Annotated in this window: 14 protein-coding genes; 9 read left to right on the top strand and 5 right to left on the bottom strand. The window is 71.0% G+C overall.

All coding sequences use genetic code 11. The features are described from left to right. The first annotated feature begins 59 nt into the window (after nucleotides 1–59). Nucleotides 60–1,736, top strand: a complete 1,677-nt coding sequence (gene menD, locus H2Q94_RS28515) for a 2-succinyl-5-enolpyruvyl-6-hydroxy-3-cyclohexene-1-carboxylic-acid synthase (RefSeq protein WP_243790217.1) — start codon at nucleotides 60–62, stop codon at nucleotides 1,734–1,736. A gap of 709 nt (nucleotides 1,737–2,445) precedes the next feature. Next, nucleotides 2,446–3,954 carry a M1 family metallopeptidase gene (locus H2Q94_RS28510; RefSeq protein WP_243790216.1) on the top strand — a complete coding sequence of 503 codons (1,509 nt, stop codon included), beginning with the start codon at nucleotides 2,446–2,448 and terminating at the stop codon, nucleotides 3,952–3,954. A gap of 72 nt (nucleotides 3,955–4,026) precedes the next feature. Here the strand turns inward: H2Q94_RS28510 and H2Q94_RS28505 are convergent, their stop codons facing one another. Next, nucleotides 4,027–5,358: an isochorismate synthase gene (locus H2Q94_RS28505; protein ID WP_243790215.1), complete on the bottom strand. Its 1,332-nt coding sequence runs from the start codon at nucleotides 5,356–5,358 to the stop codon at nucleotides 4,027–4,029. Nucleotides 5,359–5,419: 61 nt separating this feature from the next. On the opposite strand from H2Q94_RS28505, the gene H2Q94_RS28500 reads away from it, so the two are divergent. From H2Q94_RS28500 to H2Q94_RS28490, 3 genes are all read left to right on the top strand, one after another. Further along, on the top strand, nucleotides 5,420–5,920 hold the full coding sequence (locus tag H2Q94_RS28500) for a DUF3592 domain-containing protein (protein WP_243790214.1): 501 nt from the start codon (nucleotides 5,420–5,422) through the stop codon (nucleotides 5,918–5,920). 179 nt (nucleotides 5,921–6,099) lie between these two features. After that, entirely contained in the window at nucleotides 6,100–7,074 is a 975-nt protein-coding gene (gene paaC, locus H2Q94_RS28495; protein ID WP_243790213.1) for a 1,2-phenylacetyl-CoA epoxidase subunit PaaC, read from the top strand. 157 nt (nucleotides 7,075–7,231) lie between these two features. Beyond that, nucleotides 7,232–7,876 carry a hypothetical protein gene (locus tag H2Q94_RS28490; protein WP_243790212.1) on the top strand — a complete coding sequence of 215 codons (645 nt, stop codon included), beginning with the start codon at nucleotides 7,232–7,234 and terminating at the stop codon, nucleotides 7,874–7,876. A gap of 24 nt (nucleotides 7,877–7,900) precedes the next feature. Here H2Q94_RS28490 and H2Q94_RS28485 read toward each other — a convergent pair whose 3' ends face one another. After that, nucleotides 7,901–8,767, bottom strand: a complete 867-nt coding sequence (locus tag H2Q94_RS28485; protein WP_243790211.1) for an inositol monophosphatase family protein — start codon at nucleotides 8,765–8,767, stop codon at nucleotides 7,901–7,903. Between the two features lie 823 nt (nucleotides 8,768–9,590). Here H2Q94_RS28485 and H2Q94_RS28480 point away from each other — a divergent pair. Together H2Q94_RS28480 and H2Q94_RS28475 are read left to right on the top strand one after the other, a co-directional pair. Then, on the top strand, nucleotides 9,591–10,721 hold the full coding sequence (locus H2Q94_RS28480) for a glycosyltransferase family 4 protein (protein WP_243790210.1): 1,131 nt from the start codon (nucleotides 9,591–9,593) through the stop codon (nucleotides 10,719–10,721). 26 nt (nucleotides 10,722–10,747) lie between these two features. Beyond that, nucleotides 10,748–11,437, top strand: a complete 690-nt coding sequence (locus H2Q94_RS28475) for a demethylmenaquinone methyltransferase (protein ID WP_243790209.1) — start codon at nucleotides 10,748–10,750, stop codon at nucleotides 11,435–11,437. Nucleotides 11,438–11,641: 204 nt separating this feature from the next. On the opposite strand, the gene H2Q94_RS28470 is transcribed toward H2Q94_RS28475, so the two are convergent. Genes H2Q94_RS28470 through H2Q94_RS28460 form a run of 3 tightly spaced genes read right to left on the bottom strand, consistent with a single transcriptional unit; the run spans nucleotide 11,642 to nucleotide 14,518 of the window. Then, complete coding sequence (locus tag H2Q94_RS28470) at nucleotides 11,642–11,950, bottom strand: AtuA-related protein (protein WP_243790208.1); 309 nt, start codon at nucleotides 11,948–11,950, stop codon at nucleotides 11,642–11,644. Next, nucleotides 11,937–13,247: an acyclic terpene utilization AtuA family protein gene (locus tag H2Q94_RS28465; RefSeq protein ID WP_243790207.1), complete on the bottom strand. Its 1,311-nt coding sequence runs from the start codon at nucleotides 13,245–13,247 to the stop codon at nucleotides 11,937–11,939. The genes H2Q94_RS28470 and H2Q94_RS28465 overlap by 14 nt, the downstream gene beginning before the upstream one ends. Further along, nucleotides 13,247–14,518, bottom strand: a complete 1,272-nt coding sequence (locus H2Q94_RS28460; protein WP_243790206.1) for a CitMHS family transporter — start codon at nucleotides 14,516–14,518, stop codon at nucleotides 13,247–13,249. The genes H2Q94_RS28465 and H2Q94_RS28460 overlap by 1 nt, the downstream gene beginning before the upstream one ends. A gap of 95 nt (nucleotides 14,519–14,613) precedes the next feature. Between H2Q94_RS28460 and H2Q94_RS28455 the strand changes: the two genes are divergently transcribed. Both H2Q94_RS28455 and H2Q94_RS28450 read left to right on the top strand, forming a co-directional pair. Further along, on the top strand, nucleotides 14,614–15,537 hold the full coding sequence (locus H2Q94_RS28455; protein ID WP_243790205.1) for a LysR family transcriptional regulator: 924 nt from the start codon (nucleotides 14,614–14,616) through the stop codon (nucleotides 15,535–15,537). A 373-nt stretch (nucleotides 15,538–15,910) separates the two neighbouring features. Continuing rightward, nucleotides 15,911–17,209 carry a geranylgeranyl reductase family protein gene (locus H2Q94_RS28450; RefSeq protein ID WP_243790204.1) on the top strand — a complete coding sequence of 433 codons (1,299 nt, stop codon included), beginning with the start codon at nucleotides 15,911–15,913 and terminating at the stop codon, nucleotides 17,207–17,209. Nucleotide 17,210: the final 1 nt, after the last annotated feature.

Genomic DNA, 17,210 nt, shown 5'->3' with positions numbered 1-17,210 from the left:
GCGGCCCCGGCGACACTGGGAGCGATCAGGCAGCGTGCGAGGGAGTCCGGGGTGATGGGTTGAATCCGTCCACGGCACAGGCCGAGGTCATCGTTGATGAGCTGATTCGCAATCAGGTTCGGCACGTGGTGCTCTCCCCGGGGTCGCGCAACGCGCCGCTCTCGTTCGCGCTGCACCGCGCGTCGCAGGCGGGCCGGGTCCGGCTGCACGTCCGCATCGACGAGCGCAGCGCGGGCTTCCTGGCCCTGGGGCTGGCGGCGCGCAGCGGACGGCCGGTGGTGGTGGCGGGCACGTCGGGCACCGCCGCGGCGAACCTGCATCCCGCGGTCAGCGAAGCGACCGAGGCGGGGATCCCGCTGATCGTGCTCACCGCGGACCGCCCACCGGAACTGCGGGCGGCCGGGGCCAACCAGACGATCGACCAGCACCGCATGTTCGGGCCGCAGGTCCGGTTTTTCGATGAGCTGGGCGTCGCGGAGAACCGCCCGGGGCAGCAGGCCTACTGGCGCAGCCAGGTGTGCCGCGCCACGCGGGCCGCGCTGGGCACGGCTCGATCCGGTCCGGCGCACCTGAACCTGCCGTTCCGGGAGCCGCTGGTACCGACCGGCGACCTCGAATGGTGCGAGCCGATGGACGGACGCGCCGACGACGCGCCCTGGACCGAGATCGCCGTGGACGGCGGCAGGCCGAGCAGCCTGCGCGGTCCGACGGCGCGGCGCGGGCTGGTGCTCGCCGCCGACGGCAGCGCCGAAGCGGCCGGTGCCTGGGGCGAACGGTACGGCTGGCCGGTGCTCTCCGAGACCGGTGGTGTCGGACTCCCCGGCGGCGCGGCGATCAGCACCGGAATGTGGCTGCTGAACCAGGCCGAGTTCGTCCGCGAACACCAGCCGGAGCAGGTGCTGTGCGTCGGCAGGCCGACGGTGTTCCGCCAAGTGCAGTCGCTGCTCACCGATGCCGGTGTGGAGGTGCTGCTGGCGCACGGCGGCGATGCGGACTGGCCGTCGCCCGGCCACGCGGTGCGGGAGGTCGCGCACACCTTCGACGCCGGGCCGACCCGGACGGCCGACCCGGACTGGCTCACGGCCTGGCAGCAGGCGGACCAGAAGGTGGCGGCCGCGCTGCACGCCGCGCTCGACCTGGAGCGCTGGCCGAACGGACCAGTGCTCGCCAGGGACCTGGTCGACGAGCTGCCCGCCAGCTCACTGCTGGTGCTGGGATCGTCGAATCCGAGCCGGGACGTGGCGCTGGCCGCGCGGCACCGCCCGGACGTCGCGGTGCACCGCAATCGCGGCGTGGCCGGGATCGACGGCACGGTCTCGACGGCGATCGGCGCCGCGCTGGCGCACAACGGTCCGACGTACGCACTGCTCGGCGACCTCACGTTCCTGCACGACGGGAACGGGCTGCTGCTGGGGCCGCAGGAACAGCGCCCGGACCTGACGATCGTGGTGCTCAACGATGACGGCGGCGGCATCTTCTCGCTGCTGGAGCAGGGCGGCCCGGAGCATCGCGGCTCGTTCGAGCGGGTCTTCGGCACCCCGCACGGAACCGACCTAGCCCAGCTGTGCGCGGCGCACGGAGTGGGCCACGTGCGGGTGCGGCAGCGCTCGGACTTCCCGGACGCCCTGCACGGGCCACCGGGATTGCGCGTCGTCGAGATACAGGCCGATAGAGCTGAGACTCGGAGTCTCCACGCCCGCCTCCAAGCCGCCGTTAGTTCCGTACTTGTTGGTTGAGGTTCCGGTCGTTTTGCTTGGGTGGTCGGGTGGCGGAACCTCAGTTGGTCTCTCGCTGCGGGATCTTTTTCCCTAGTGGCTCCGCCACGAGGGAAAAAGCTGTCCTCGCGAGAGACCAACTGAGAACCCGCGGGTGGTCGTTTTTTCGACGTGGGCTATGCGCTTCGCGCATCCAGGCACGGCCTCCGGCCGCAAGGAGTTGGCTTCGCCGCGGGGCACGGCTTCGCCGCGGGGCACGGGTTTGCCGTCAGGCACGGGTTTCGGCCGCAGGGCAGGTGGGACTTCGTCGCCCTTTGCGGGCTTGGCCGCGAAGCACGGCTTCGCCGTTGGCTGCGTGGCTTTGCTGTTGAGGCTCGGCTTTGCTGGTGGTGGGTCGAGAGGGGCTTTTTCTCACTTCTTGGGAGTTCGTGTGGCTTGAATGCGGGTGAATCGGTGCGTGTTCTGTGGGTTGGTGAGTGCTGCTCGCTTGTTCGTGCGGGGATTTCGCGGTCGATTCGATGGATGCTCGGGATGCCTTGTGAACTGGGGAAAGGGCGTTGTTGGCACTTGTTCCGGCTGGGTCGGAGGGGCGACGTGGGGAGATTCGTCGGTGGACATTGCCGAAGTTCGTTCGGGTCTGGGAAAAAAGCTCCACTTCCGGGTTCTCGCGCGGGCCAGATCGTCTTCGTACGCTGCTGGAAAACAAACCTGATCTTCGGGAGGTGCCCTGGTGTTCAAGCGAACCGGTCTACGGGTGGCGGCGGCCGCGTGCTGCGCCGTGGCGTTCCTGGCGACCCCCGCCTCCGCGGGCACCGGCAGCCCCGGGGCGCCGGGCGCGGGCGACCCGTACTTCCCCGAGTACGGCAACGGCGGCTACGACGTGTCGCACTACGACGTGCGGCTGCGCTACGAGCCGCAGGACGACCACCTCACCGGCACCACGACCATCGTGGCGAAGCCGACCCAGAACCTCACCGCGTTCAACCTCGACTTCGCGCTGCCGGTGAAGTCGATCCGGGTCAACGGCAGCCCGTCGGCCTTCCAACAGCAGGGCACCGAACTCACCGTCACGCCCACCGCGGAACTGCCCGCCGGCGCCCAGGCCACGTTCGTCGTCGAATACGACGGCGTGCCCTCCAGCGTCGAGGTCGGCGGAATCAGCCCGTGGAGCCGCACCTCGGACGGCGCACTGGCCATCGGTGAACCGGAGATCTCCGCCTGGTGGTTCCCCGGCAACGACCACCCCAGGGACAAGGCCACCTTCGACATCGCCGTGGACGTGCCCGACGGCACCGAAGTGCTGTCCAACGGCGTGAACACCGACACCTCCTCGCTCGCCGGCCGCACCACGTGGAAGTGGCGCACGACCAAGCCGACCGCCACCTACCTGGCGTTCCTCGGCATCGGCCAGTACGCGATCAACACGAAGACCGGGGCCTTCGGCCAGCCTTTCGTCACCGCTTACGCCGACGGCCTCGGCGAGGCGGAGGGCGCGGCCAAGGCCAGCGTCGAGCGGACCCCGGAGGTGCTGGACTTCCTGTCCGGCCTGTTCGGCGAGTACCCGTTCGAGGCGCAAGGCGGCGTGGTGCCCGCGGAAGGCCTGAACTTCGCGCTGGAGAACCAGACCCGCCCGACCTACAGCCCGAAGTTCTTCCAGAACGGCGCCAACACCTCCGTCGTCGTGCACGAGAACGCCCACCAGTGGTTCGGCGACTCGGTGTCGGTGGACACCTGGCGCGACATTTGGCTCAACGAGGCCTTCGCCAGCTACGCGGAATGGCTGTGGTCGGAACAGCAGGGCACCGGAACGGCGCAGGAACTGTTCGACCACTACTACTCGTCGATCCCGGCCGACGACCCGTTCTGGCAGGTCGCTCCCGGTGAGCCCGGCCCGGACAACATCTTCAGCGACGCCGTCTACGACCGTGGCGCGCTGAGCCTGCACGCCCTGCGCAATGTCATCGGCGAGGAGGCGCTGCTCGACGTGGTGCGCACCTGGGTCGAGGACAAGCAGTACTCCACCGGCACCGTGGAGGAGTTCATCGAGCTGACCGAGCAGCGGTCCGGCAAGCAGCTCGACGAGTTCTTCCACGCGTGGCTGTTCACGCCGGGCAAACCCGCCCCCACTCCGGAGAACGGGATTCCCGCTTCGGCCACGCGAGCCGGAGTGGTCGCCCCGGATTCGGTGGCCGAGATCGACGCCACCCACCAGCACGTGCACGACCACGACCACAACTGATCAAGCCGTGGTCCGGGGTGCCGGGACGATTCGACCGTCCCGGCACCACCGGCCACCGGTCGACTGACGAGATCAGCCGGGACCGTCGAGCGCTTCGCGGACCGGCAGCAGCTTCGCCGCCGCCTCCGCGACCTCCAGATCCGGATCGGATTCGGCGACGATGCCGCCCCCGGCGAACAACCGAGCCCGGCCGCCACCAGGGGCATCGGAGGCACCTTCGGCCTCGATCTGCGCGCAGCGCAACGCGATTCCCAGTTCCCCGTTGCCCGCGTCGTCCACCCAGCCCACCGGACCGGCGTAGCGCCCGCGATCCATGCCCTCCAGGCGCTTGATCAACTCCACTGCCGCTCCGGTCGGAGTGCCGCCGACCGCGGCGCTCGGATGCACCGCGGCCGCGAGCCGCAGCAACGCCCCGACCCCGTTGCTCGCCGCGTGATCGTGCAGCTCACCGGTGATGTGCGAGGCCAGGTGCAACACGTTGCGCAGCCGAAGGACCTCCGGTCGCTCCGGTACCGCCAGTTCACCGCAGAACGGCCGGAGCTCAGCGGCCAGCGACTCGGCGGCGAACGCGTGTTCCGACAGGTCCTTCGCCGACCCGAGCAGGCTCGTGGCGAGATCGTCCGCACTGACACCGGGCCTCGGCCAAGTGGTCCCGGCCAGCACCCGGGACCGGATGCGGCGACCGGTCCGTTCCAGCAGCAGCTCCGGCGTCGCACCGACCAGGCCGTCCACCGCGAAGCTCCAGCAACCCGGATAGCGGGCCGCGAGAGCGCGCAGCAGGTAGCGGGCGTCCAACGGTTCGGACGTGGTCGCCAGCAGATCGTGCGCCAACACCACCTTCCGCACCGCACCCGAATCCGCCCCGGTGCCGTTGACCGAAGCGGTCGCGGGAGCCGAGTCCCCGGACCGCAGGATCCGCACCGCCTGCACCACAGCCCGCCGGTACTGCTCGGCGGACACGGCGCCCGTCTCGTAGCGGACCGTGCCGGGGCCGCCCACCGGTCGCACCGGATGCGGCGACGGCTCCCCGACGGTCGTGATCCAGCGGACGCCGTCGCGGCACCCCACCACGACCTCCGGCACCACCAGCACGGAATCCCCCGGCCGGTCGGCGAACCCGAAGCTGGTGAAAGCGACCGGACCGGTACCCGGCAAGCCCACCTCGTCGCGCACTTCCACGCCCTCGCACCACGCGTGCCACCACGCGTCGGCCGCCGCGAACCGCTCCGGCCCCGAGGTGTCCAAACGCGCCGCGCAACCCCAGCCGACCAGGCCTTCCCCGCCGCGGACCCAGCTCAGCGGAGCCCGGTCGGGTAGCAGCTCCAGCAGCTCCGCGGCATGCCGCGGGTCACCTTCGGGGATCGCGACGGTGCGGACGGTCAGCGGACTCGGGGATGGCGCCACGCGTAGAGCCTAGGTGCGGCGCCCAGAGAAGGTCATCAACCGACTCCTACAATCGGCGATCGTGGCGAACGACGCGGTGTCCCCGGACGCGACCGGACCGGTGGCCGGGGGAGGCACGGACGACGGTGGGCGGTGGCCCGCTCGGCGCATCCGCCGCGCCTGCGCCCGTGGAGTCCTGGTCCTCGGCGTGCTGCTGACCGTGCTCGGCCTGTCCGTGATCGTGGCCTGCGGCATCGACGACCGCACCATCGCCGAATCCCGCGGCGACGGCGTGGCCGAAGTGCTGGACACCTCGCTGACCCGCACCGTCATCCGGTTCAGCACCCCCGAAGGTCAAGTGCACATCCCCCAGGACGGCGTGCTCTACCCCGCCGGCCTGCAGGAAGGGCAGTTCGTCCGCGTCGAATACGACACGCGCAACCCCGACCTGGTCCGGGTCGCCGACCGCGGCATGGTGCTCTCGTTGCTGCCGGTGAGCGCCTGGCTCGCCGGACTCTGGGTCGTCGTCGGCGGGGCGTACTGGCTGTTGCGCCGTGGTTCCCCGTCCCGCGACGAACGCTGAACCGGGAATTCCGTCCCTTTCGCGCCGCTCGGCACGGCGACCACAGTGAGCTCAGGTGACCCCGCAGTAGCGGGTGAACCGGTGGGGCTCGACCCCACCAGCGAGTGTCAAGTGGTCTCGCGACCAGCGGTCCAGCCCGCACCACCCGGTGCGGCCCCCGCGAGGTGGGTGAGCGCGTCATGGACACGAAGAATTTCGGCGACCGGTGGCCCGGGCGGACGTCCGCCGCCGGAGACCAGGACAGGTGGCCCGCATCCAACGGTGCGGCGGCGCCCGGCCCCGGCGGGCAGGACATGCCCGCGCCAGAACCCCAACGGCCCGATTGGATCCTGGCCGCCCCGGCGACTCCGGCGGCGAACCGGGCGGTGCCGGACGGTGCCGTCCCGGCGGATCTCGCGCAGTACTGCCTGATGCTCGGCGACGACGCGCTGCTGCTGGCGCACCGCCTGTCCGCGTGGGGCGTGCGCGGTCCCGACCTGGAAGAGGGAGCGGCGTTGGCCGCGATCACCGTGGACCTGCTCGACCAGGCCCGGCCGCTGCTGGCCCGCGCCGCGGAACTCGAAGGCGCCGGCCGGGACGCCGACGTGCTCGCCTACCACCGCGACAGCAGCCGGTTCCGCAACGTGCGGCTCGCCGAGATCGACTGCGGCCCGGGGCCGGGCGGTGACTTCGCCATGACCATCGCCCGGCTGCTGCTGTTCACCTCGTGGCGCCACGCCGTGTTCGAGCGGCTGGCGGACACCCGGGACCCGCTGCTCTCGGCCATCGCCATGCGCACGTGGCGGGTGCTGCTGCGGCATCGCGAGCACGCCGCGCAGTGGGTGATCAGGCTCGGCGACGGCGGCCCCGAATCGCGCACCCGGATGTTCGACGCGTTGCAACGGGTGTGGCCGCTGGCCGGTGAGCTGTTCGCGGTGCACCCGGTGGAGCGCAGGCTCGCCGCGGCGAACTGCGCGGTGCTCCCGGACGTGGTGCGCATCGAGGTGGCCGCGGTGCTGGACGAGACGCTGTCGGTGGCCCGGCTCGATCTGCCCGACCTCGCCGAAGCGCCCTCGCCCGACACCGGCGGCCGCTACGGGGAGCACACCGAGTCGATGCCGTTCGTGCTCGCCGACATGCAGCACCTGGTGCGGGCCGACCCGCTCGGACCGTGATGATTCCGTTTCCGCGAATGAGTACTTTCCCGCACGATCCACGGCGGTCGTGCGGGCAAAGTAGGCGTGATGCCGGGAAAAACCCGGCGGGTCCGCCGCAGGACCGTCTTGGGGGCGAAGGTGGTACGCGGAAACCGAGCGGAAGGCGCAACTGGAGATGAACGGTTTCTGGTTGGCAGTGGTGGCGGGAATGTTCGCGGGAGCGCTGGGCGCGGCCGGCACGTTGCTGGCCTGGAGCAGGTTCCGGAACCGGCCGGTGCCCCCCGAGGACCGGCCGCAGCCGGCCGGCGAGCCGCCGAAGGACCACGGACTCGGCCGACCGCACCACGCCGACACGGTGCTGCTGCGCGATCTGCACCGATGTGAGCAGGCGGTGGCGCGGGCCAGGTGCGCCGTCGACTCCGTGTCCTCCGCGCGGGCGCGGGAAGCGCTGCTGATGGTGGTGCGCCGGATGGACGCCGAACTCCCCAGCGTGGAGGCGTTGGTGGAAGTGGGGCGCGGCCTCAACACCGGCTCGCGGGGTCTGCCGGACGCCGAACACGGCGATGAAGTGCTCCGGCGGGTGCGCGGGCAGATCGCCGACGTCGCCGAACGCTTCGGCGTGATCGCCGATCACGTGCTGAACATCGTCGTCGAACTCGTCGCCGCGCCCGATCTGCACCGGATGCACCGCCAGGTCGCCGTGCTGCGCGACCAATTCCCGTTGCTGCGCCCCATGTCGGCGGTGTTCGGGTCGGTCGAGCGCACCGCGGCGGCACCGCTCGACCTGCCGGTCTCGGCGCCCGCGCTGTCCGGAACGTGACGGAACGGGCCGGGACGTGACGAATCAGAGCGCGGCCTGCTGCCACCACTCCAGCACGTCACCGGCCACCGCCGGACCCGCCACCAGCAGGCCGCCCATCGGTAACGTCGCAGGCTCGCCCCGCCGGTCCAGCACGGCGGCACCCGACTCGACGGCCAGGGCCAGCGCACCCGCCACATCCCACTCCTCGTAGGAGTCCAACACCGCCGCCGTGGCATGCCCCAACGCGACCTGCGCGATCGCCAACGCCGGAGAGCCCAGCAACCGCACTCCCACCTGGGCCTTCGTCGCGTTGCTGATGAACCGGTCCATGCCCGGCCACGTCCCGCTGCGGGTGAGCTCGGTGCACACGATGCCCGCGCGAGTCTCCTTCTGGTCGGCGAGCCGCACCGGGGTGCCGTTCGCCCGCATGCCCCGGCCCCGCGCGGCCGCGTAGATCTGGGAGCGGTACGGGTCGGCCACCACCCCCACCACCGGGCCGTGCTCGTCCAGCATCGCGAGGCTGTAGGCGCACCACGGCATGCCCGCCACGTAGTTCGCCGTCCCGTCCACCGGATCGACGGACCAGCGGTACCGGGCCGAACCCGACCGGGCCGTGAGCTGGTCGGCGACCGACGTGGACCATTCGGGGTCGGAGTCGAATTCCTCGCCGAACACCGGCACACCGGGGAACTCGTCACCCAGCACGCGCCGCGTGTGCCGCTCCAAGGTGCGCCCCGTATCGGTGACCCAGTCGAACGGTGACTCCGAAGCCGCGGGCCTAGCTCCCCGCCCCGCCGTCGCGGTGATCACGTCGGCGGCATCGTTCGCGAGCCGCCCGGCGACCTCCAGCGCACGGGAAACAAGTCCGGGCTCGATGCCGTGGGAAGGCTGCGAAGGCAAGACCGTCATGCCGCTCCAGTGTCATGACCCCGGGTGTATGCGAAGCCACACCAAGATGGACACAGAAAGAGAACCTGCCGACCTTTGCCCGCGAAGCTGCGAGGCTTGGTGTGCGGGGCGGGGGTTTTGGAGTCTTGTCCGGCTTGGCGTGTGGTGGGGTTTAGGGACTTCCCTGGCTTGGCGTGTGGGCGGGGGTTTTGGAGTCTTGTTCGGCTTGGCGTGTGGGTGGGGTTTTAGGGCCTTCCCGGGCTTGGTGTGTGGTTGGTGTGGTGCGTGGAAGGTTGGTTTTAGTGATTACTTCCAGGGCTCTTGTTGCTGGGGTGTCTGGGTAGCGGAACCTCAGCGGCCTTCTCGCTGCGGGATCCATTTCTCATGTATGTCCGATACACAGCGAAATCTGGGTCCGGGCTGCTGTCCTCGCGAGAAGGCCGCTGAGAACCCGCCGGTGGTCGTTTTGCTTGCGTGGGCTATGCGCTGACGCGCATCCAGGCACGGCCTTCGGCCGCAAGGCACGGCTTCGCCGCAAGGCACGGCCTTCGGCCGCCAGGCACGGCTGCGCCGCGAGGCACGGCCTTTGGCCGCGAGGCAGGCTTGCTTCGCTTTGCCCTTGGCGGGCTTCGCCGCCGACTGCACGGCTGCGCTGCGAGGCACGGCTGCGCCGCGAGGCACTGTCTTTGGCTGCGGGGCAAGCGCGGCTTGGCCCGCCCTTTGTGGCTCTTCGCCGTCGGCTGTACGGATTCTTCTTGGTAGTTGGCTGGTTTTTACGTTGGTGTTCTGGGGGGCGTCATTTGGGGGTCGCCTCTTCGCCGGGGTGGGGCGGGACTGTGTCGTCGTGCGGGTCGCCATCGTGTCGGAGAGTTTCCTTCCGCAGGTCAACGGGGTTACCAACTCGGTGCTGCGGGTGATCGAGCATTTGCGTCGCCGGGGTGACGAGGCTCTTGTGATCGCGCCGGGGGCGGGGCCGGAGGAGCATGCGGGCATTCCGGTGATCCGGTTGCCCGCGGTGGACATCCCGGTGGTGTCCTCGTTGCCGATCGGGTTCCCGACCCGCCGGTTGCTGCAGGGGTTGCAGGACTTCCAGCCGGACGTGGTGCATCTGGCCTCGCCGTTCGTGGTGGGTGCCAGGGGGCTCGCGGCGGCGCGGAAGCTGGGCGTGCCGACGGTCGCCGTGTACCAGACCGACGTCGCCGGGTTCGCCGAGTCGTACGGGCTGGGGTTGACGGCGCGGGCCGCGTGGCGCTGGACGCGGCGGCTGCACTGCGGTGCGGACCGCACGCTCGCGCCGTCGACCTGGGCCGCGGAGGCGTTGCGCGAACACGGCATCCCACGAGTGCACCGGTGGGGGCGCGGTGTGGACACCGCCCGGTTCCACCCGGCGAAGCGCGACGAGTCGCTGCGCGCCGAGCTTGCCCCGAACGGGGAGCTGCTGGTCGGCTACGTCGGCAGGCTCGCCCCGGAGAAGCACGTCGAGCGGCTCGCGGCGCTCGTCGACGTCCCAGGGGTGCGGGTCGTGGTGGTCGGCGACGGACCGCAGCGGGAGGCGCTCGCCGCGGACCTCCCCGGCGCCGCGTTCCTGGGGCTGCGCACCGGCGACGAGCTGGCGCGGATCTACGCGAGCCTCGACGTGTTCGTGCACACCGGCCCGTACGAGACGTTCTGCCAGTCGGTGCAGGAGGCGATGGCCTCCGGCGTCCCCGCCATCGCGCCCGACGCGGGCGGCCCGCGCGACCTGGTGCTGCCCGGCCGGACCGGTTACCTGTTGCCGCCGCACGACGCCGAAGCGCACGCCGAGCGGCTCCGCGCGGCCATCGCAACGTTGCGGGATCCGGGGCTGCGGTCCCGTTTCGGCACGGCCGCGCGGGAGTCCGTCGCGCAGCGGACCTGGCCCGCGCTGTGCGAGCAGTTGATCGGCCACTACGGGGAGGTCATCGGGCGTCCCGGGGCCGACCGGCTGGCCGCGTGAGCGTGCGCTGCACGTAGGCTGCAGGCGTGTCTCGTGCCGGTTTGGACAAGGATCCGCAAGCGGTCGCCGCGATGTTCGACGGCGTCGCGAAGCGCTACGACCTGACGAACACGGTGATGTCGTTCGGCCAGGACCGGCGGTGGCGGCAGATCACCACGCAGGCGGTCGCCCCGAAACCGGGCGAGCGGGTGCTGGACCTGGCCGCGGGCAGTGGCGTGTCGACCGTGGAGCTCGCGCGGTCCGGCGCGTGGTGCGTGGCCGCCGACTTCTCGCTCGGCATGCTGTCGGTGGGCCGGGATCGCGGGCTGCCGATGGTGGCCGCGGACGCGCTGCACCTGCCGTTCGCGGACGGCTCGTTCGACGCGGCGACGATCTCGTTCGGCCTGCGCAACGTGGTGGACACCGTGGCGGGGCTGCGGGAGATGGCCCGCGTGGTGCGGCCCGGCGGGCGGCTCGTGGTGTGCGAGTTCTCCACTCCCACCTGGGAACCGTTCCGCACGGTGTACATGAACTACGTGATGCGGGCGCTGCCGTCCATCGCGCGCGCCGTGTCGTCCAACCCGGACGCGTACGTCTACCTCGCCGAGTCCATCCGGGCTTGGCCGGACCAGCAGGAGCTGTCGGCGAAGATCGCCGAGGCGGGCTGGTCTCGGGTCGCTTGGCGCGACCTCATGGGCGGAGCCGTCGCCGTGCACCGGGCTTTCAAGCCTGAGTGATCGCTGCTCGTTCTGCTTTGGTGTCCGGGTGGCGGAACCTCAGGTGTCTTCCGTTGCGGGGTTATTTCCCGAGTGGCTCCGCCACGAGGGAAAAGCCGTCCTCGCGAGACAGCTGAGAACCCGCCGGTGGTCCTGTTGCTTTGGTGGTCGCTGCTCATCGGCTTACCGCTGACAGGGCGAGTGCGATCGCCGGCGCGTACAAGATCAAAGTTCGGTCAGCCGGAGGGCGAGCAGGCGGTGGCTGAGGGTTTTGCCGTGGGTGTCCAGGGCGAGTGACGTCGTCACCCCGCCGTCGAGCGCCTGGTGGCAGACGAACTGCAGCGCGCACAGGTTCGGCAGTTCGTAGCGCAGGACCTCCCCGCGCACTCGGTCCGCCAGGTGCGTGCGCACCCGGTCGGTGGTGACCTCGCGGCGCAGCAGCTCGAAATCGGCGTCGTCGTGCGGGAACAACGACAGCGTCGACATGTCGCCCTTGTCCCCGGCTCGGCAGTGCGCCAGCTCATGCAGCAGCATCGTCGGCCTCCAGCACCGTCACCCGCGGACGCACCAGGTCGCGGGAGATCGAGGTGGACACGATCCCGATCACGTCGCGCACCGAGGTGCGCACTCCGCCGCCCCCGGCGGGACCGTTCGTGTACAGCGATTCGACCTCGTGGCACACCAGATCGGCCCGTTCACCGTCCGGCGCAAGCGCGGCGACCCGCAGCCTGCACTCGGCCGTGGCCGACGGGGAGTCGCCGAGCTGCCCGAGGACCTCCGCGCGCACCCGCAGTCCGGTGCCGCCGAGCCGTTCGGTGACGACCTCGGCGGCGAGCCGGGCGCGGCGGGCGGCGTTCGGCCCGGCGTAGCTGATCTCGGCCTCCGCGCGGTGACCGGCCCGGTAGCCGACGCTGACCTTGAGCTCATCCGGCCGGGACCGCCCGCGAGCACCCGCGATCCGCACCCGGTCCCGCCCGGCCTCGGTGGCCGTGACCTCGCGGAAGTCCAGCACCACGTCCGGCGTGCGATAACCGGTGGGATCGGTGACTTCGTAGAGCAGCTGTTCCCGCACCGTCGCCCGGCTCACCACGCCGCCGGTGCCGTCGAGCTTCCCGAGCTCCGCCGCACCGTCGGGCGACACGTCGGCGAACGGGAACCCCAAGTCGGCCAGGCCGGGCACGTCCTTGACGCCGGGGTCCGCGAAGTAGCCGCCGGTGACCTGCCCGGCGCACTCCAGCAGATGCCCGACGAGCGTGCCCGCCGCGGTCTGATCGGGATCGGCGAGGTCCCAGCCGAGCCGGTCCGCGAGCGGCGCCAGGAACAGCGACGGGTCGGCCACCCGGCCGGTGAGCACCACCGACGCACCGGTCGTCAGCGCGGGCAGCAGCGCGTCCGCGCCTAGGTAGGCGTTGGCGGACACGACCTCGCCGTGCTCGCCCAGCGCGATCCCGTCCTCCCACGCGGGCGCCGCGAGATCCAGCTCGGCGAGCACGTCGTCACCGGTCACGACCGCCACCCGGCCCGGCAGCCGGTGCTCCCGCAACAGCTCGCGAGTGACCTCCCCGGCCGCGAGCGGGTTCGCCGCGCCCATGTTCGTCAGCACCCGCACGCCCCGGCGAGCCGCCACCGGAAGCAGCCGCTCGAACCTGGCCCGCAGTCGCGGGTCGTAGCCGAGGCCCGGGTCGGCGAGCCTGCGCTGCTGGCCGAGCGCGATGGTGCGTTCCGCCAGGCACTCCAGCACCAAGTCGTCCAGCCCGGCGTGCTCGGCCAGCGCCACCGCGGGCTCGATCCGATCGCCGGCGAAACCGGCACCGCTCCCGATCCGCGTCATCACACCGCACCCGTCAGGACCGCCACCACCGTCATCACCAGCGTCGTGCCGAACGCCCACTTGAACAGGAACCGCTGGTGTTCCCCGAGATCCACCTCGGTCAGGCCGAGCAGGATGAACGTCGCCGCCGTCAGCGGACTCAGCGGGAAACCGGTCGTCATCTGCCCCAGCACCGCGGCCCGTCCCACGGCGAGCGGGTCACCGCCGAGCGCCGCCGCCGTCTCGGCCAGCACCGGCACCACGCCGAAGTAGTAGGCGTCGGCGGTGAACACCAGGCTCAACGGCATCCCCAGCACCGCCGTGATCACCGGCAACACGCCGCCCGCCCCGGCGGGCACGACGGAGACCAGGCTCTCCGCCATGGCCTGGATCATGCCGGTGCCGGTGAGGATGCCGGTGAACACGCCCGCCGCGAAGATCATCGTGGTGACCAGCACGACGTTGTGGCCGTGCTTGGTGAACAGCTCCTGCTGCCCGCTCCAGGACCGCCGGTTGATCAGCAGCGCCAGCAGGAACGCCACCACGAACAGCACTTCCAGGTCCGCGAGCTGCGCCAGCAGCGCCGCCACCAGCAGCAGCGTGAGCACCAGGTTCAACCGGAACCGGATGCGCGCCGGGCCGTCCAGCTCGGGCTGCTCGATCTCGAGCACCTCGCCGACGCCGAGGCGCTTGCGCTCCGCGCGGCCGAGGATCACCGACACCACCAGCACCCACACGACCCCGCCGAGCATGGCGGGCAGGATCGGCAGGAACACCTCGGAGCTGTCCGCGCCCAGCGCCGCCATGGTGCGGGCGGCGGGGCCGCCCCACGGGGTCATGTTCATGACACCGGCGGCGAGCCCGATCACCCCGGCCAGCAGGATCCGCCGCATGCCGAGCCGCTGGTAGATCGGCAGCATCGCCGTGCAGGTGATCAGGAAGGTGGAGGAGCCGTCGCCGTCGAGGCCGACCAGCAGCGTCAGCACCGCGGTGCCGACCGTGATCTTGAGCGGATCGCCCTTCGCCCAGCGCAGGATCCGCGCCACCAGCGGGTCGAACAGCCCGCTGTCGGACATCAGGCTGAAGTACAGCACCGCGAAGGTGATCATGATGGCGACCGGCGTGACGGTGCTCAGCCCGTCGGCGATCAGCTCGCCCAATCTCGGAGCGGCCCCGGTGACCAGTGCCGCCACCAACGGCACCAGGGTCAGCGCGAGCAGCACCGACACCCGTCGGGACAGCACTAAGGCGAGGAACGTCCCGATGGTGACGAACCCGGTCGCGGCGAGCATCGTTGCGGCACCTCCGGCGTTGAGCTGGAAGTACTGTGTCCGGTCCGCATATGCCGGTCAAGCATCGAATCTTGATAGATTCATGCGTTGTGCGGATGGATCTGACGTTGCAGCAGCTCCGGGCGATCCTCGCGGTGCACGAGGAAGGCGGGTTCACGGCCGCCGCCGAGCGGCTGCACCTCGCGCAGTCCTCGCTGAGCCGCACCGTGCTCGACGTGGAGCGCAAGCTCGGCGTCACGCTGTTCGAACGCACCACCCGGCGGCTGACGACCACCCCGGAGGGCGCCGAGTTCTGCGCCATCGCCCGCCGCGTCACCGACTCCTTCGACGCCGGGATGCGGCACTTCGACGGGTTCCTCGCCGGGGCGCACGGACGGGTGCGGGTGGCGACGCTGCCTTCACTCGCGGCGATCCTGCTGCCGCCGGTGATCTCCGCCTACCGCGCCGAGCACCTCGGCATCGGGATGTCGATCGAGGACGCCCTGTCCGGTGAGGTGCTGCGCAGGGTGCGGTCCGGGGACGTGGACCTCGCCGTGACCGTGCTGCTCGACGACACCGGTGACGACCTCGAAGCGCACCCGCTGGCCGCGGACCGGTTCTGCTGCGTGTTCCCGCCGGAGCACCGCTTCGCCGCCCGCGACTCGTTGCGCTGGGACGACCTGGACGGTGAGCCCTTCATCGGGTTCGACGCCACCAGCAGCATCCGGGCGCACACCGACCGCGCGACCGCGGCGGCGCAGGCTCGTCCGGAGCTGGTGGTCGCGGCGCGCAACATCGCCGCCGTCGCCGGTCTCGTCGCGGCGGGGCTGGGCGTGTCGGCGGTCCCCGGCCTGGTCCTGCCGCTGATGCGCTTCGCGGGACTGGAACACCGGCCGCTGCACGCCCCGGAGGTGCACCGGCGGATCGCCGTCGTCCGCGACCCGGCCCGGCCGCTGACCACCGCGGCGGCGGCCTTCCGCGCGGCTCTGCTCACCGCCCACCACACCCCGCTCCCGCCCGAAGCCACCTGGACGACCTGAGGTCAACGCCTCCTCGGCACCGGTCAACGGGGGCGTCCACCTGGTGCCTGCGCTGGAGTGAACGGTCCCTTTGACCGGCGGTATCGGGCGAACAGGACATTCACCTCGCGGGCTCCGGTGCGGTGCCGACGGGTTCGCGGGGTGGCGGAGATGTGCCTCACCTGCGAGGACAGTCACCCGGGCGGCCTATCTTTCGGGGTCGATCGAGTGCCTGCACCGGCCTAGACTCGACAAAGATAGTGAACTCGTTCACAAGCGGGTTCACCGAGTCACGGCGGAGCCGGGCCGGCGTGAGAACCGGTGCGGGTATCAGGTGCGTCCGCGTGCCTCCGCCGTGGCGGTCACCGCACCTGCACGGCAATCAAGGAGTGTCATGACCAGCGCGACCCCCCGACGCCGACCGAACGACGACGCCGACGTGATCGTCGTCGGTGCCGGGCCGGCCGGCTCGACGGCGGCGACGTACCTGGCCCGCGCGGGCCTCGACGTGCTGCTGCTGGAGAAGAGCGTCTTCCCTCGGGAGAAGGTGTGCGGCGACGGCATCACGCCGCGCGGCGTCAAGCAGCTCGTCGACCTCGGCGTCGACACCCGCGAGGAAGCGGGCTGGCTGCACAACCGCGGCCTCCGCGTCGTCGGCGGCGGCGTGACGATCGAGCTGGACTGGCCCGAGCTCGCCGATTTCCCGCCGTACGGCGTGGTCCGGCCGCGCAACGATTTCGACGACCTGCTCGCCCGCAACGCCGAACGCGCGGGCGCCCGGATGGTGCAGCAGACGACTGTGACCGGAGCGGTCAAGAATGAGCGGACCGGCCGCATCGACGGTGTCACCGCCAAGACCGGACCGGACAAGCAGCCCGTGACCTACCGGGCTCCGCTGGTGCTCGGCTGTGACGGGGTCTCGGCCCGGCTGGCGCTGTCGATGGGCATCGACAAGCGCGAGGACCGCCCGATGGGCGTGGCGGTGCGCCGCTACTACGACAGCCCGCGCACCAAGGACGACTTCCTTGAGTCGCACCTGGAGCTGTGGGACCGGTCCACGCCGTCCGAGCCGAAGCTGATGCCGGGCTACGGCTGGATCTTCGGGATGGGCGACGGAACGGTGAACGTCGGGCTGGGCGTGCTGTCCACGTCCAAGTCCTACGGCAAGACCGACTACCGCCAGCTGCTGCGTTCCTGGCTGGACGGGACCCCGGAGGAGTGGGGATTCCGCGAGGAGAACGCCACCGGCAAGATCGGCGGGGCGGCGCTGCCGATGGGCTTCAACCGCAAGCCGCACTACCAGGACGGTCTGCTGCTCGTCGGAGACGCGGGCGGCATGGTCAATCCGTTCAACGGCGAAGGCATCGCCTACGCCATGGAATCCGCCCGATTGGCGGCCGAGTGCGTGGTCCACGCGTACGCACGGCCGGAGGGTCCTTCGCGGGAACACGCCTTGCGCCGGTACCCGTCGGCGGTGTCCGAAGCGATGGGCGGGTACTTCCGGCTCGGCAACATCTTCAGCAAGTTGATTGGCAATCCGACGGTGATGCGGATGGCCACCAAGCACGGGCTGCCGAGGGCCACTTTGATGCGTTTCGTGTTGAAAATGCTGGCAAATCTGTACGACGGCCGCGATGGGGACACGATGGACCGTGTGATCAGCACCACTACTCGGCTCACCCCTAGCGCCTGAC

Origin of the sequence: Saccharopolyspora gloriosae (genome assembly GCF_022828475.1) — a bacterium.
In the GTDB taxonomy this organism is placed as follows: Bacteria; Actinomycetota; Actinomycetes; order Mycobacteriales; family Pseudonocardiaceae; genus Saccharopolyspora_C; species Saccharopolyspora_C gloriosae_A.
Note: the sequence above shows the minus strand (reverse complement) of the source record. Positions and strands in the feature narration are given on the sequence as shown.

What these genes read in the sequence shown, in the direction of transcription:
- H2Q94_RS28450 (WP_243790204.1), top strand. Translation starts at nt 15,911, where the DNA reads ATGACCAGCGCGACCCCCCGACGCCGACCGAACGACGACGCCGACGTG.
- paaC (WP_243790213.1), top strand. Translation starts at nt 6,100, where the DNA reads ATGGACACGAAGAATTTCGGCGACCGGTGGCCCGGGCGGACGTCCGCC.
- H2Q94_RS28470 (WP_243790208.1), bottom strand. Translation starts at nt 11,950, where the DNA reads ATGCTGCTGCATGAGCTGGCGCACTGCCGAGCCGGGGACAAGGGCGAC.
- H2Q94_RS28460 (WP_243790206.1), bottom strand. Translation starts at nt 14,518, where the DNA reads ATGCTCGCCGCGACCGGGTTCGTCACCATCGGGACGTTCCTCGCCTTA.
- H2Q94_RS28490 (WP_243790212.1), top strand. Translation starts at nt 7,232, where the DNA reads ATGAACGGTTTCTGGTTGGCAGTGGTGGCGGGAATGTTCGCGGGAGCG.
- H2Q94_RS28455 (WP_243790205.1), top strand. Translation starts at nt 14,614, where the DNA reads ATGGATCTGACGTTGCAGCAGCTCCGGGCGATCCTCGCGGTGCACGAG.
- H2Q94_RS28465 (WP_243790207.1), bottom strand. Translation starts at nt 13,247, where the DNA reads ATGACGCGGATCGGGAGCGGTGCCGGTTTCGCCGGCGATCGGATCGAG.
- H2Q94_RS28485 (WP_243790211.1), bottom strand. Translation starts at nt 8,767, where the DNA reads ATGACGGTCTTGCCTTCGCAGCCTTCCCACGGCATCGAGCCCGGACTT.